10 protein-coding genes are annotated in these 14,305 nt (G+C 72.3%); 5 read left to right on the top strand and 5 right to left on the bottom strand.

Annotated elements, in window-relative coordinates; all coding sequences use genetic code 11:
- Positions 1-4: 4 nt before the first annotated feature.
- Positions 5-982: an aldo/keto reductase gene (locus MRBLWS13_RS11070; protein ID WP_349425430.1), complete on the bottom strand. Its 978-nt coding sequence runs from the start codon at positions 980-982 to the stop codon at positions 5-7.
- On the bottom strand, positions 969-2,264 hold the full coding sequence (locus MRBLWS13_RS11075; protein ID WP_349425431.1) for an enolase C-terminal domain-like protein: 1,296 nt from the start codon (positions 2,262-2,264) through the stop codon (positions 969-971). Before MRBLWS13_RS11075 ends, MRBLWS13_RS11070 begins: the two co-directional genes overlap by 14 nt.
- A 135-nt stretch (positions 2,265-2,399) precedes the next feature.
- On the opposite strand from MRBLWS13_RS11075, the gene MRBLWS13_RS11080 reads away from it, so the two are divergent.
- Together MRBLWS13_RS11080 and MRBLWS13_RS11085 are read left to right on the top strand one after the other, a co-directional pair.
- Complete coding sequence (locus MRBLWS13_RS11080) at positions 2,400-3,260, top strand: fumarylacetoacetate hydrolase family protein (RefSeq protein WP_349425432.1); 861 nt, start codon at positions 2,400-2,402, stop codon at positions 3,258-3,260.
- Positions 3,242-4,015, top strand: coding sequence for an SDR family oxidoreductase (locus tag MRBLWS13_RS11085; RefSeq protein WP_349425433.1), 774 nt, complete (start codon positions 3,242-3,244; stop codon positions 4,013-4,015). Before MRBLWS13_RS11080 ends, MRBLWS13_RS11085 begins: the two co-directional genes overlap by 19 nt.
- A 268-nt stretch (positions 4,016-4,283) precedes the next feature.
- On the opposite strand, the gene MRBLWS13_RS11090 is transcribed toward MRBLWS13_RS11085, so the two are convergent.
- The gene (locus MRBLWS13_RS11090) at positions 4,284-5,132 is read right to left on the bottom strand and encodes an amidohydrolase family protein (protein ID WP_349425434.1); all 849 of its coding nucleotides are present in this window, start codon (positions 5,130-5,132) and stop codon (positions 4,284-4,286) included.
- A gap of 74 nt (positions 5,133-5,206) precedes the next feature.
- Between MRBLWS13_RS11090 and MRBLWS13_RS11095 the strand changes: the two genes are divergently transcribed.
- Positions 5,207-5,887, top strand: a complete 681-nt coding sequence (locus MRBLWS13_RS11095; RefSeq protein WP_349425435.1) for a FadR/GntR family transcriptional regulator — start codon at positions 5,207-5,209, stop codon at positions 5,885-5,887.
- Positions 5,888-5,949: 62 nt separating this feature from the next.
- Here MRBLWS13_RS11095 and MRBLWS13_RS11100 read toward each other — a convergent pair whose 3' ends face one another.
- Together MRBLWS13_RS11100 and MRBLWS13_RS11105 are read right to left on the bottom strand one after the other, a co-directional pair.
- Positions 5,950-8,445, bottom strand: coding sequence for a X2-like carbohydrate binding domain-containing protein (locus MRBLWS13_RS11100; RefSeq protein WP_349425436.1), 2,496 nt, complete (start codon positions 8,443-8,445; stop codon positions 5,950-5,952).
- Between the two features lie 106 nt (positions 8,446-8,551).
- Positions 8,552-10,777, bottom strand: a complete 2,226-nt coding sequence (locus MRBLWS13_RS11105; RefSeq protein WP_349425437.1) for an alpha-galactosidase — start codon at positions 10,775-10,777, stop codon at positions 8,552-8,554.
- A 136-nt stretch (positions 10,778-10,913) separates the two neighbouring features.
- Here MRBLWS13_RS11105 and MRBLWS13_RS11110 point away from each other — a divergent pair, with 136 nt between their 5' ends.
- Positions 10,914-13,325 (top strand): glycoside hydrolase N-terminal domain-containing protein, encoded by a 2,412-nt coding sequence (locus MRBLWS13_RS11110; protein ID WP_349425438.1) that lies wholly within the window; start codon positions 10,914-10,916, stop codon positions 13,323-13,325.
- Positions 13,315-14,292, top strand: coding sequence for an acetylxylan esterase (locus MRBLWS13_RS11115; RefSeq protein WP_349425439.1), 978 nt, complete (start codon positions 13,315-13,317; stop codon positions 14,290-14,292). Before MRBLWS13_RS11110 ends, MRBLWS13_RS11115 begins: the two co-directional genes overlap by 11 nt.
- Positions 14,293-14,305: the final 13 nt, after the last annotated feature.

Consider the following 14,305-nt stretch of genomic DNA (forward strand, 5'->3'; position numbering starts at 1 on the left):
TTCGTCAGCGGATGAGGCCTTCGGCGGCCAGATCGTCCCACAGGCCGCCCGGGATGTCGACCTCCATGAGCTCGGCGTTGCGGCGCAGCTGCTCGGGTCGGCTCCCGCCCACGACGACCGAGCGGACGGCCGGGTCCCGCAGCGCGAACTGCACCGCGGCGGCCGGCAGCGGCACGTCGTGAGCGCGGCAGACCGCGACGATGCGCCGCAGGTGCTGCCACAGCGGCTCCGGCATCCGTCCATACTCGTACCGGTCGTCGCGCGTGGGCTCGTCCTTCGCCAGCAGGCCGGAGTTGAAGACGGATGCCGCGACCACGCCGGTCCGGCGCTCGTGGCACGCCGGCAGCACCTCGTCGGCGGCCGGCTGCTCGAGCAGCGTGTAGCGGCCCGCGATCATGATGAGGTCGAGATCGGCGCCGCGAACGCCCGCGGCGAGCGCGTCGGCGGTCATCGAGCCGATGCCGATGGCGTCGACGGCGCCCTCCGCCCGGAGCTGCTCGAGAGCCGGGAAGGCCTCCTGCAGCGCGAGGTCGAGGTCGTGGCGCTCGGGGTCGTGCAGGTACAGGATGTCGATGCGGTCGATCCCGAGACGTTCGAGCGATTCGTCGAGGCTCGCGCGGATGCCGGCCTCGGAGAAGTCCCACTCGCGGCGCAGCGTCGTGCGCACGTGGAAGTCCGCGGCGAGGTCCAGTCCGCCGTCGTCGTCGGGGTTCGGACGCAGCAGCCGCCCCGCCTTCGTCGAGATCACGAACTCGTCGCGGGGCTTCGTCCGCAGGAACGCGCCGAGCCGCCGCTCCGAGAGACCGAGGCCGTAGTGAGGGGCGGTGTCGAAGTAGCGGATGCCGCTCTCCCAGGCCGCGTCGAGGATGGCCCACGCCTGATCGTCGGTGAGCTCGCGGAAGAGGTTGCCGACGTTCGCCGCGCCGTAGCCGAGGCGCGTCAGCGCGGGGGCGTCGGAGCCGGTCGGGTCAGGCCGCGGCATCCGTGCTCCCGAACTCGTACGCGGCGCGACTGGCCGCCTTCATCTCCATGCCGATCCCCGGCGCGAGCGGGGCGCGGTAGACGCCGCCGTGCACGTCGGTCGGCACGACGAAGTGCTCGTGCAGGTGATCGACGTACTCGATCATGCGGCCCTCGCGGCTGCCGCTCACCGCCACGAAGTCGAACATCGACAGGTGCTGCACCGCCTCGCAGAGCCCCACGCCGCCGGCGTGGGGGCACACCGGCACACCGAACTTCGCCGCGAGCAGCAGGTTGGCGATGTTCTCGTTGACGCCGCCGACGCGCGCGGCGTCGATCTGCATGACGGCGATGGCGTCCGCCTGCAGCAGCTGCTTGAAGATCACGCGGTTCTGCGCGTGCTCGCCCGTCGCCACGCGCACCGGCGCGACGCCCCGGGCGATCTCGGCGTGGCCGAGCACGTCGTCAGGGCTCGTGGGCTCCTCGATCCAGGCGATGCCGAACTCGGCGAGCGCGTTCACCCACGCGATCGCCTCCGACACCTCCCAGCGCTGGTTCGCGTCGATGGCGATCGGGAAGTCGGGTCCGCACACCTCGCGGGCGACGCGGAGGCGGCGGACGTCGTCGTCGAGGTCGGCGCCCACCTTGAGCTTGATCTGGCCGAAGCCGTCGGCGATCGCCTCGCGGCACAGCCGCGCGAGCTTCTCGTCGGAGTAGCCGAGCCAGCCGGGGCTCGTCGTGTACGCCGGGAAGCCCGTGGCGAGGAGGTCCTGCTCGCGCTCGGCCCGGCCCGGCTCCGCGTCGCGGAGGATCTGCAGGGCCTCCGCGGGCGTGAGGGCGTTCGTGAGGTAGCGGAAGTCGACGAGGGCCACGATCTCTTCGGGGCTCATGCGCGAGAGCAGCTGCCAGAGCGGGAGCCCGGCGCGCTTGGCCTTGATGTCCCACAGCGCGTTGACGACCGCGCCGATCGCCATGTGCATGACGCCCTTCTCGGGGCCGAGCCAGCGCAGCTGCGAGTCGCCGATGAGCTCGCGGTTGGTCGCGCCCATGTCGTCGAGGAGCGGCTCGACCTCGCGGCCGACCAGATGCCCGGCGAGCGCGTCGAGCGCCGCGACCTGCACGTCGTTGCCGCGCCCGATCGTGAACACGAAGGCGTGTCCGCTGACGCCGTCGGCGGCATCCGTCACGATCCGGAGGTACGCGGCGGAGTAGTCGGGATCGTGGTTCATCGCATCGGAGCCGTCGAGGCTGAGCGAGGTGGGGAATCGGATGTCTGTCGTCTCGAAGGCGACGATGCGGCTCACGGGGCGGTCTCCTGCAGTTCGCGGTCCGGAAGTCGAACCGCTCGCAGTGTAAACATCCGATGTCTATACTGTCAATCACGCCCCGCGGGCCGCGACGGCATCGACGCCGCCCCGCACGGAGAATCCAGGAGAGTAATGAAGTTCGCGCGCCTCGGCGAGTCCGGTAGCGAGATCCCCGTCGTCCTCGACGGCCATCGTCGCCTCGATCTGCGCCCGCTCACATCCGATGTCGACGGCAGCTTCCTCGCCGACGATCCCGTCGGCCGCACGTCCGCCGCGATCGCCGCGGCGCTCCTGCCCGAGCTGCCGGGCGCCGACGCGCTCCGCATCGGCGCCCCCATCGCGCGGCCGAGCGCCGTCGTGTGCATCGGCATGAACTACGCCGCCCACGCCGCCGAATCCGGGGCGACCCCGCCGAGCATCCCGGTGATGTTCCTCAAGACCCCGAACACCGTCGTCGGTCCGAACGACGCCGTCACGATCCCCCGGGGCAGCGAGAAGACCGACTGGGAGGTCGAGCTCGGCATCGTCATCGGACGCCGCGCCGCGTACCTGGACTCCCCCGCGCAGGCGGCGGATCACATCGCCGGCTTCGTCACCGCCAACGACGTCTCGGAGCGGACGTTCCAGCTCGAGGTGTCGGGCGGGCAGTGGTCCAAGGGCAAGTGCGCGCCCGGGTTCAACCCGACCGGCCCGTGGCTGGTCACGCCCGACGAGGTCGACCCGCAGGCGCTGCGGCTGCAGAGCCGCGTCAACGGCGAGCCGCGCCAGGACTCATCGACGGCCGACATGATCTTCCCGGTCGACCACATCGTGTGGCACCTCTCGCAGTTCCTCACACTCGAGCCGGGCGACCTCGTGCTGACCGGGACCCCGCAGGGCGTCGCGCTGTCGGGGCGCTTCCCGTATCTCGCTCCCGGTGACATCGTCGACATCGAGATCGAGGGTGTGGGCGCGCAGCGCCAGGAGTTCGTGGCATGGGAGGCAGCACGATGAGCGGACAGCTGGACGGATTGGTCGCCGTCGTCACCGGCGGCGCCTCGGGCATCGGCGCCGCCATCGCGAACGTACTTGCCGACGAAGGCGCCGAGGTCGCCGTGCTCGACCGCGACACCTCGGGCGCCGACCCGCGGTTCGCCGCGTTCGCCGCCGACGTGTCGGACCGCGCCGGCGTCGAGGACGCGATCGCTGCCGTGGCCGAACGGTTCGGCCGCATCGACATCCTCGTCAACAACGCCGGCATCGGCGCGCAGGGCGACGTCGCCGCGAACGACGACGACGAGTGGGCGCGCGTGCTGTCGATCAACGTCACGGGGATCGCGCGCGTGAGCGCCGCGGCGCTGCCGTGGCTGCGGCAGTCGCCCGCCGCGGCCATCTGCAACACGTCGTCGATCGCCGCGACCGCGGGCCTCCCGCAGCGCGCGCTGTACAGCGCGTCGAAGGGGGCGGTGCTGTCGCTCACCAGGGCGATGGCGGCCGACCACCTGCGCGAGGGCATCCGCGTCAACGCCGTCAACCCGGGCACGGCCGACACCCCGTGGATCGGCCGCCTGCTCGCCAGCGCGCCCGACCCGGCTGCAGAGCGCGCAGCGCTCGAGGCCCGGCAGCCGCACGGGCGCCTCGTCTCGGCCGACGAGGTCGCCGGCGCCGTGCTCTACCTCGTCAGCCCCCGCGCCGGCTCGACCACGGGCACCTACATCGAGGTGGACGGCGGGATGTCGCCCCTCCGCCTGCGCCCGGCCGGGTCCTGAGGCCCGCGCGAGGTTGCCCCGCGGTTCCACCCGGCCGGGTCCTGCGGCCCGCGCGGTTGCCCCGCGGGTCCGTCCGGCCGGGTCCTGAGGCCCGCGCGATTGCCCGCGGGTCCGCCCGTGCGTCCGCGTCAGCCCGCGGCTCCTGACCCCGTCGTCTCTCCGTTCACTTGCGCTGAATGTTCGCGAAACGCCCGCCGAGCCGTACGCTCAGCGCAAGTGAACGCCCGGAGACTCCGTGGAGCGGCGACGGGGTGGGCGGGTGGGGCGCTCAGGCGAGGCGATAGACCCGCTCGGCGTTCGAGGCGAGCACGGCCTCGCGGTCGTCCTCGCCGAGCCGGTCCGTGACCCACGACGACACGGTCTCGACCCAGCGGCCATACGGACCCGAGACCGGCCAGTCGCCGCCGAACAGGAGGCGGTGCGGGCCGAAGGCGTCCAGTGCGACGTCGAGGAACGGGCGCAGCTGTGCGGCGGTCCACTCTCCCTGCGACTCCGCAGGCAGTCCCGACAGCTTGCAGACGACGTTGTGGCGCCGGGCGAGCCTGCGCAGCTCCGTCGCCCACGGCGTGCCTTCTGCGGGGGCCGCGGCATCCGCCGACCCGACCGGCGGCTTGCCGAGGTGGTCGAGCACGATCGTGAGCTCGGGCACCGCATCGGCCAGGGCGATCACGTCGGGCAGCTGGCTCCAGCGCACGCACGCGTCGAACGTGAGACCGGCCGCCGCTACCGCCCGCGCGGCGTCCCGGAAGCCCGGCGCCGCCGAGAAGCCGTCGGGCTCGGACTGCAGCAGGCGGCGCACCCCCACCACGAGCGGCCTGCTCCCGAACGCCGCGAGGTGCTCGTCGGTCGCTGCGGGGTCCTCGAGCGGGGCGCGCGCGACGATGCCGCGCAGCGGCACGCGCGGTGCCAGTGACGCGACCCAGTCGACCTCGGCGACCGACTGCTCCGGCGCGCACTCGGCCTGTACGAACACGAAGCCGAAGTCGTCGTCGGGCGCGTCCTGCAAGGCGAGATCGAGCTCGTCGGGTCCGAATGATCGGAGCAGCGGTCCCTCCAGCCACTCGTAGGTCAGGACCTCGGGGTCCCAGAGATGGAGGTGTCCGTCCACGACTCGCATGCCTCCATTGTGACGCCGACGCGTCCTTGCCGCGGCATCCCGACCGGATGACATCCGATGTCTATGATGGGCGCGTGGCCGTCACCGACGAAGCGATCGAGAAGATCAAGGACATGATCGTGCGCGGCGAGCTCGCCCCCGGGTCGCGCCTGCCTCCCGAGAAGGATCTCGCCGAGCGTCTGGGCCTCTCGCGCAGCTCTATGCGCGAGGCCGTGAAGGCTCTCGAGGTCATCCGGGTGCTCGACGTGCGGCGCGGCGACGGCACGTACGTCACGAGCCTCGAGCCGAAGCTCCTCCTCGAGGCGATCTCGTTCGTCGTCGACCTCCACGACGACGACTCGCTGCTCGAGATCTTCGCCGTGCGGCGCGTGCTCGAGTCGCATGCGACCGGTCTGGCGGCGCAGCAGGCGGGCGACGACGACGTCGCGGCGCTGGATGCCGAGATCAGCGGCGTCGCCCCTGACACCGACATCGAGTCCCTGGTCGAGCACGACGTGCGCTTCCACAGCGCCATCGCGCGACTCGCCGGCAACGACTACCTCGCCAGCCTGCTGGACAGCCTCACCAGCCAGACGGTGCGCGCGCGTGTGTGGCGAGGGCTGACCCAGGAGGGCGCCGTCGAGCGCACCCTCGCCGAGCACCGGGCGATCCTCGACGCGATCGCCGACCATGACATGGAGCTCGCCACCTCGATCGCCCAGGTGCACATCGCGGGCATCGAACGGTGGCTGCGCCAGGCGCGCGACCGGCCCTGACCCAGCGCGACCGGCCTGAGCCCGGGCGACGGGGCGCCCGCCCCGCCACCCGGACTCCGACGTCATCTGGTCACGTACGACAGGGCGTCGACGCGCAGCATTTCGCCCGACGCCTTCACGAGCCGCAGCGTGTGCTCGCCCTTGCCGAGGCCGTCCTGCGAGAAGACCTCGCGCTGTGTGAGCCGCGCGGCGCTGTGCAGGTCCACGGTGTCGACCAGCGCACCGTCGAGGTAGACCTCGACCTCGCCCTGGTCGGGGGCGGTCGGGCCGATCACCGTGACGGCCGTCCCCTGGAAGGTCAGTTCCACGGCGGCGCCGTCGTCCTCGGTCCAGTGGACGTCGTCGCGCAGGTCGCCGCGGAAGCGGAAGTCCAGGGCCGTGTCGCCGTCGGGGAGCGTCGACAGGTACGACGCGCTGACGGTGACGGCATCCGCTTCCACGGTGTAGTCGGTCCCGCCCTTCAGCGCGGTGCCGTCGCGGTAGATGCCTTCGAGCTCGCCCGGGTCGCGCAGGATGCGGACCGTCGCACCGGCGGGCACCGCACGGTCGAACACGACCGCGCCGACGTCGATCAGACTCTGCTGCACGACGTCGAGCCGGTCGAGCAGCATGAACTGCCCCGACTTCTTGACCACGCGGATGGTGTGGCTGCCGTCGGCGAGGTCGCGCACGCTGTACACCACCTGCTGCACGCCGCGATCCTGTGCCGGGTCGAGATACGTGTCGACGGTGTCGACCAGCACGCCGTCGAGGTAGACCTCGGCCTCACCCTGCGATGAGTGGGTCTCGGTCACCCAGTCGATCCCGGTGCCGACGAAGGTGTACTCGAACGCGGCGCCGTCGGCCTCGGCGTAGTGGACGTCGTCCTGGTAGTCGCCCAGCCCGCGGCCCGTGCTGTGACCCCAGTTGCCGCTGTAGGCGATCGCGGAGTCGCTGTCGTTGACGGCCACGACGTTCGACGCACCGGGCTCGGACGCCGTCCCGCCTTGCGACGAGTCGTACGACGACACGGTGAGCGCCTGCGAGGTGGCCACGATCTCCTTGCCCGCGTTGCGGGACCATTCGCCCTCGTACGACAGACGCGCGTCGTCGTCGTTCAGCGCGATCTCACCGCCCTTGGCGGGCGTGACGGTGAACAGGCGCGTGCCGTGCACCGGGACTTCGTCGGCGGTGAACTCGCCGTCGAAGCTGCCGAGGTTCTTCTGCGCCCAGAGGTCGCGCACCTTCGCGGATCCCTGCAGGCCCAGGTCGGCGAACGACACCTTCATGTCGGCATCCGTCCGATCGAGGTTGAACAGCGCGACGGTGACCGACCCGTCGGGGTTCATGGCGTACCAGGTCTGCTGCTTCGTCGCCGTCGACACGGGGTGGGCGGGGCGGCCGGCCTGGTTCACCGCGATGACCTCAGGGTTCGTCAGCAGCTCGATGCCGTAGTCGTCGAGCCGCGTCATGTCGTTGCCGACGTACATCGGCGCGGCCGCGACCGCCCAGAGCGTCGTCGCCGTGCGCCGCTCGTCGCGCGTCAGCCCGTCCATCGAGCCGTTGCCCACGTTGAGCGAGTCGAAGTCGTTCCAGCCGCGATCCGGTCCCGCGAAGCGCCACCAGTCGGCCGCACGCGGGAAGAGGCGGGCGATGTTGTCCCAGGTGGTGAGGGCCTCGTCGCCGCAGTAGCACTCGACGTCCCACTCGACGCGCCAGCCCTGGGCGTGCTCTGCCCAGTAGTCGGCGTAGCGGATGTCGAGCGCCCACGAGAGCTCGAACCAGATGCCGTTGCGCTCGAGCGCCTGCGACCAGGCCGCGACATCGTCGCGGGCGTCGAGGGAGAGGTCGCCGATTCCCGACCCGGGCGTGACGCTGTCGAACTTGAGGAAGTCGATCCCCCACTCGCCGAACATGTCGGCGATCGAGTGCACGTACACCTGGGCGCACGGGTTCGCGAAGTCGAGACGGTAGCCGATGTTCCAGTAGTCCGCCTGCTGGATCGGCTGCTTGACGATGTCGCCCGTGGAGCAGTCGGGGGCGCCGTAGATCGGCAGGTCGGCCTCGTGCACCTCGGGCGAGATCCCGGGGATCGCGTAGAGCCCGACCTTCTGGCCGTTGCCGTGGATGTGGTCGATGACGGCCTGCAGCCCGTTCGGGAACAGCGTCGTACTGGGCGTCGGGCGCCCGTACTCGTCGGTGCCGCCGTTCCACGCGGCATCGATGTTGATGTACTCGTAACCCGCCGACTGCAGCTTCTCGTGCATGGCGTCGGACTGGGCGATGATCTGGTCGGCGGTGATCCAGGTCGATCCGCTGCCCGAGTACACCTGCATGCTGTAGCTGCTCCAGCCCATGTAGGGCCGGGCGCCGAGCTCTTCCGCGGGCGCCGTGGCGGCGGGCGCGGGCGCCGTGGCGGCGGGCGCCGAGGCGGCGGGCGCGGTCGTCGCCGGGGAGACGGATGCCTCCGCCGGCGGCGCCGCATACGCCGCCGTGGCGCCGAGCCCGAGGGTCAGCGCGCCGGCGGCGAATGCCGCGAGCCGGCGTGGCCGGCGGGCATGGCGATCGTAGGTGTCCATGGTTTCCTTTCTGCGGTGGGTTCGACGGTGAACCCCGCGCGCGTGCCCTGGCCCCAGTGGCCGCTGTACGCGCAGGTTCCCAGAAGGTGGAGCGGACGTCAGCAGCTCATGGGAGCCTCTCGACATCGAACAGCAGCGCCTGCTGCGGGTTGAGGGTGGGAAGCGGCACGCCGGCGACGCCGAGCACCGACCCGGGAAGCTCGATGCCGCCGTCCAGCGCCAGACGCATCCAGTCCGGATCCGACACCTCGTGCCGGCTGGCCGGGCCGAGCTCCGACCGCACCCGCACGCGATAGACCGATCCGGCGTCGAGCCCGGGGAAGCGCACCCGGCCGCTCTGCCCGTCGGCGGACGTGGCGAGGCGGGTCCAGGTGAACAGCGCCCGTTCCCCGCCTGCCGCGACGATGCCGGTGAGCATGGTCGCGTCGTCGGCGAGGTCGGCGTTGACGACGTCGCCCGTGTGGATGAGCTCGCGCAGCTCCCGGTACAGTGCCGCCCAGGCGGTGATGGTGTGCAGGTCTTCGGCGCCCGACACCGTCAGATCGGTCTCGATGCCGGCGTGCGCGGTGAGGGCGACGGCGAGCCGGAACGACAGGTCGGTCTCGCGCGAGGTGGTGTGGGAGCGGCGGGCGCCGAGGTGCGAGCCGATGAGCTCGGGCGGCACCAGGAGGCGCGTCCAGCGCTCGATGCGCGCCCGCTCCACCGGGTCGTTGCAGTCCGACGCCCACACGCGGTCGGTGCGGTCGAGGATGCCGAGGTCGACGCGGCCGCCTCCGCCCGAGCACGTCTCGATCTCGAGGCGCGGGTGGCGGGTGCGCAGCTCGTCCAGCAGCCGGTACAGGGCGAGCGTCTGCTCGTGCACGAGGGGCCGGTCGCCGCCGTCGCGGCGCGCGACGGGTTCGACGAGGTCGCGGTTGTGGTCCCACTTGAGGTAGTCGATGTCGTGCTCGGCGACCAGCGCGCTGATGCGCTCGAGCACCAGTGCGTAGGCGTCGGGATTGGCGATGTCGAGGACGTGCTGGTTGCGGGCGGTGGCTCCGGCGCCCTGGCCGGGGGCGAGCACCCATTCCGGGTGGTCCCGGGCGAGGTCGGAGTCGGGGCTGATCATCTCGGGCTCGAACCAGAGTCCGAACTGCATGCCGCGCTCGCGCACGGCGTCGACGAACGGCCCCAGCCCGTCGGGCCACACCCCCTCGTCGACGAGCCAGTCGCCGAGCCCGGCGTTCGCGTCCCGGCGCCCGCGGAACCACCCGTCGTCGAGCACGATCCGCTCGACGCCGACCTCGGCGGCGCGGTCGGCGATCTCGACGAGGCGGTCGAGATCGTGGTCGAAGTAGACCGCCTCCCAGGTGTTGAGCACCAGCGGGCGGGGCGTCGCGGGGTGACCGCGGCGAGCGCGGAGCCGGCGGTGGAATCGGGCGGTGAGCCCGTCGAGCCCGCGGTCCGACCACGTGAAGAGCACGGTCGGGGCGTCGTAGCGCTCGCCGGGCTGCAGCACCACCTCGCCCGAGCGCAGCAGCTCGCCGGCGCCGATGACGCGGGACTGCGCCCCGGCGCCCTCGGGAAGCCGCTCGGCGAGGTACTCGCCGTCGCCGCTCCAGGCGAGGTGAACGCCCCACAGCTCGCCGTGCGCGAAGCCGAAGGCCGGCGTGCCCGCGACCAGGAGGAACGGTGTGTCGTGGCCGGGCTTTCCGCGGCGCGCGCGGCGGGCGTGCGTGCCGAACGAGAAGGGCAGGCGCTGCGGCGCACGCTCGCGGCACCACTTGCCGGTGAAGTCGAGGAGCTCTCCCGCGCGGTCCGGCACGGGCACGAGCGCCCGCAGCCCGTCGACCAGATACGCGGATGCCGCTTCCGCCGGGTTCTCCACCGACAGGTCGACCGCCAGCACGCCGGCGGCATCCAACCGGTAGGTCAGCCGGGCGCGCGTGCCGGCCACGGCGTCGTCGAAGCGGAGCGCGATGCGTCCGCCGCCGTCGCGTGCGGGTTCGATGTCCACGTCCGCGAGCCGCGGGCGCGGGGTGGTGGCGGTGCCGCCGCGGTGGCCGGCCTGAGCGGGGGTCCCGGCCCAGCCGTCCTGCTCCGTCGGCCACACCGAGAAGAGGCGAGGGACGTCGGGCGAGTTGTTGAGCACGGCAGGCACGGATGTCGCGCGCAGCGCGTCGATCCCCCGCGGGCCCAGGGCGCCCAGATCGGCGCCCCAGTGCAGCACGCGGGGCATGGCGCCCTCGAGATCCACGACCAGCGCAGCCCCTGCCGCTCGCAGCGTGTGGACGGCTGCCGGCACGGCGTCCGTGGCCGGCAACGTCTGGACGGCGCCTTCACCGTTGACCATTCGAACTCCTCCATCGAGTTTCTTGACATCGGTAATTAATCACGTTTACGCTGGCGTCGCAAGCAAAGATCCGAGGTCTGCAGGCGAGGTCGCCGCGGACACTCGCGATCTCGGACACCGACGACCGAGGATCGAGATGAGCGACACCCTGCGACTGTCGTGGAGCGCCCCCGCCGATCGGTGGGAGGAGGCCGCACCGCTGGGCAACGGCCGTATCGGCACCATGGCCTTCGGCGGCGCGACCGGGCGGTACGCGCTCAACGACGCCACCGTGTGGTCGGGAACCCCCGACGGCCCCGCCGCGGCGCTGCGCGACGTGCTCGCCGCCGGCGCCGGACCCGAGCGGCTCGCAGAGATCCGCGCGGCACTCGACGCCGGCGACGTCCGCACCGCCGAAGCCCTACTCATGTCGTTCGAAGGCCCCTACTCGCAGGAATTCCTCCCGCTCGGCGACCTCGCGGTCGAGGTCGCCGGCGCGACCGCCGTGACCCCGGCGCGTATCCTCGACCTCGACGAAGCCGTACTGACCGAGACACTGCAGGTTCCCGGCGGCACCGTCCGCCGGCGCTCATGGGTGTCGGCGCCCGCACAGGCGCTGATCGTCGAGCTCACCGCGGACGTCGAGTTCGCGGCATCCCTCTCGCTCTCGACGCCCCTCCGCGGCACCGCGAACGGTCTCGGTCTCGACATCGAGATCCCGGTCGACGGTGCGCCCCTGCACGAGACCTCGGTCGAACCGCCCCTGCGGTACGCCGAGGCCGACACCGGCTTCGACGCCTTCGCGGCCGTCGCGGTCGCGCTGGACACCGACGGTTTCGTGGATGCCGCGCCTGCACGCGCGGCCGTCCACGGGGCTCGCCGGCTGCTGATCGCCCTCTCCACATCGTCCCGCGCCGAGTTTTGGTGGGCCGACGCGGACGGGGAGTGGCGGACCGCCTCCCGCGAGGCGATCCGGGATCGTGCCTTCCAGCGCGCGGATGCCGCGGCACACCGCGCACCATCCGCGCTGCTCGCCGAGCACATCGCCGATCGTCGGCGCCACGCTCGGGCACGGTTCGCGATCGGCGGTCGACGGGAAGGCACGTGGGACATCGACCGCGACATCCTCCACACCGGCGACGCGCAGCTGAAGGCGACGATCGCCGCCGAGTTCGGCGCGTATCTGCTCGCCTCGTCGTCCCGGGCGGGTGGACCGCCCGCAAACCTGCAGGGCATCTGGAACGACCAGCTGCGTCCTGCGTGGTCGTCCAATTACACGATCAACATCAATACGCAGATGAACTACTGGGCAGCGCCCGTGCTCGGCCTCGACGACGCGTCCGAGCCGCTGCTCGCGCTGGTCGAGCATCTCGCCCGCACCGGTGCCGACGTCGCGCGCGAGCTGTACGGCGCCCGCGGCTGGGTGGCGCACCACAACTCGGACGTGTGGGGCTGGAGCCTTCCGGTCGGCGGCGGCCACGGTGCGCCCAGCTGGGCGATCTGGATGATGGGCGGCGTGTGGCTCACCCACAACCTGTGGGACGCGTACGAGTTCGGCGGAGACCTCGAGCTGCTTCGCTCCCGCATCTGGCCGGTCATGCGCGGCGCGGTCGAGTTCTGCCTCGACTGGCTGGTGCCCGGTCCCGACGGGATGCTGCGCACCTCGCCGTCGACGGCGCCCGAGAACTCCTTCATCGGACCCGACGGCGGGTCCACCGCGATCGGGCTGACGGCGGCATCCGATGTCTTCCTCATCCAGGCGCTCTTCGAGCGCGCCCTCACGGCCATCGATGCGCTCGGTGCCGACGACGACCCGCTCACGGCCGAGATCGATCGCGCGCTGGCCGCGCTCGCCCCGGTGGGGATCCGCTCCGACGGCCGGCTGAGCGAGTGGTCGGCCGAGGTGGTCGAGGTCGAACCGCTGCACCGGCACCTGTCGCCCCTCGTCGGCATGTATCCGCTCGACACCCTCACGCCCGACCGCGATCCCGAGATCTTCGAAGCCGGCGTCCGCCTGCTCGACGCGCGCGGCTCCGGAGCGATGGGCTGGTCGTGGGCGTGGAAGATCGCGCTGCGCGCCCGCATCGGCGACGGCGATGCCGCCGCGGCGCTCCTGGACGAGGCGCTCGCGCCGTTCGACGGCGATGCGACCCGCCACGGACCCGTGGACGGGTCGGAGTGGGGCGGCCTGCTGCCCAACCTCTTCAGCACCCATCCCCCGTTCCAGATCGACGGCAATCTCGGCTTCCCGGCCGGCATCGCCGAGATGCTGGTGCAGAGCCATGACGGCGTCGTGCGGCTGCTGCCCGCCCTGCCGTCCACGTGGACCGACGGCGACGCGCAGGGACTCGGCGCACGAACCGGCCTCGTGGTCGACCTGGCGTGGCGCGACGGCGCGCTGGCGTCGGCGACGCTGCGCAGCATCCGCGGGGGCGAGCGCGACGTGATCGTCGACTGCGCGGGCGGCCGCGCGGTGGTCCGGGTGCCCGCCGACGGGACTGTCGACGTGCCGGTGGATGCGCTCACCGATGCCGCCGGCCTCACGATCGGGGTGCTCCGTGCGCGGTGAGCTCACCCTCGTCGACGAGCCCACCACCCAGACCGAGCCGCCCGACTTCGACCGGTTCTGGGCCGACACCCTCGGCGAGACGCGGCGCCACCCGCTCGACGTCACCGTCGAGCCGCGGGATACGGGCCTCACGGTCATCGACGTGTTCGACGTCACATTCCGCGGCTTCGGGGGCACACGGATCCACGCCTGGCTGCGCGTCCCGCACGGCGCGACGGCGCCGCTGCCCGGCCTCGTGCAGTTCTTCGGCTACGGCAACGGCCGCGGCCACGCGCTGCGCGACCTGCGCTGGGCGGCCGCCGGCTACGCGCACCTCGTGGTGGATGCCCGCGGCCAGGGCCACGGCGACACCGACGACGACCACCCGGACGGCGGACCCTCCGCCGGCGGGTTCCTCACCCGCGGCATCCGCTCGCCCTACGAGTACTACTACCGGCGGGTGTACGCCGACGCCGTGCGGGCCGTCGAGGCGCTGAGGTCTCTCGACATCGTCGATGCGGCCCGCGTCGGAGCCGTCGGTGCGAGCCAGGGCGGCGGGATAGCGCTGGCGATCGCAGGACTCGTGCCCGACCTCGCGGTCGCGATCGTCCAGGCGCCGTTCCTGTGCGAGCTGAATCGCGCGGGCCGGCTCAGCGTCGAGCACCCGTACGCCCTGCTGACCCAGCACTTCGCCGACCGGCGCCTCGACACGGCCACCGCCCTCGACACCCTGCGGTACTTCGACGGCGTGAACCACGCCACGCGCGCCACCGCGCCGGCCCTGCTGAGCACCGGGCTCCTCGACGGCATCGCGCCCCCGGCATCCGTGCTCCCCGCTTTCACGGCCTACGCCGGACCCAAGCAGGTGGTGCTGTGGCCGTACAACGGCCACGAAGCGGGCGGCGACCTCGACGAGGAGAACGCGCTCGAGTTCGCCGCCGCGCACCTGGCACCGCTCCGACTCACCGCCGGTCGCCCCAGCGCCTGACCCGCGGACTCGC

Source organism: Microbacterium sp. LWS13-1.2, from assembly GCF_040144835.1.
In the GTDB taxonomy this organism is placed as follows: Bacteria; Actinomycetota; Actinomycetes; order Actinomycetales; family Microbacteriaceae; genus Microbacterium.

What these genes read in the sequence shown, in the direction of transcription:
- MRBLWS13_RS11110 (WP_349425438.1), top strand. Translation starts at nt 10,914, where the DNA reads ATGAGCGACACCCTGCGACTGTCGTGGAGCGCCCCCGCCGATCGGTGG.
- MRBLWS13_RS11105 (WP_349425437.1), bottom strand. Translation starts at nt 10,777, where the DNA reads ATGGTCAACGGTGAAGGCGCCGTCCAGACGTTGCCGGCCACGGACGCC.
- MRBLWS13_RS11085 (WP_349425433.1), top strand. Translation starts at nt 3,242, where the DNA reads ATGGGAGGCAGCACGATGAGCGGACAGCTGGACGGATTGGTCGCCGTC.
- MRBLWS13_RS11090 (WP_349425434.1), bottom strand. Translation starts at nt 5,132, where the DNA reads ATGCGAGTCGTGGACGGACACCTCCATCTCTGGGACCCCGAGGTCCTG.
- MRBLWS13_RS11080 (WP_349425432.1), top strand. Translation starts at nt 2,400, where the DNA reads ATGAAGTTCGCGCGCCTCGGCGAGTCCGGTAGCGAGATCCCCGTCGTC.
- MRBLWS13_RS11100 (WP_349425436.1), bottom strand. Translation starts at nt 8,445, where the DNA reads ATGGACACCTACGATCGCCATGCCCGCCGGCCACGCCGGCTCGCGGCA.
- MRBLWS13_RS11070 (WP_349425430.1), bottom strand. Translation starts at nt 982, where the DNA reads ATGCCGCGGCCTGACCCGACCGGCTCCGACGCCCCCGCGCTGACGCGC.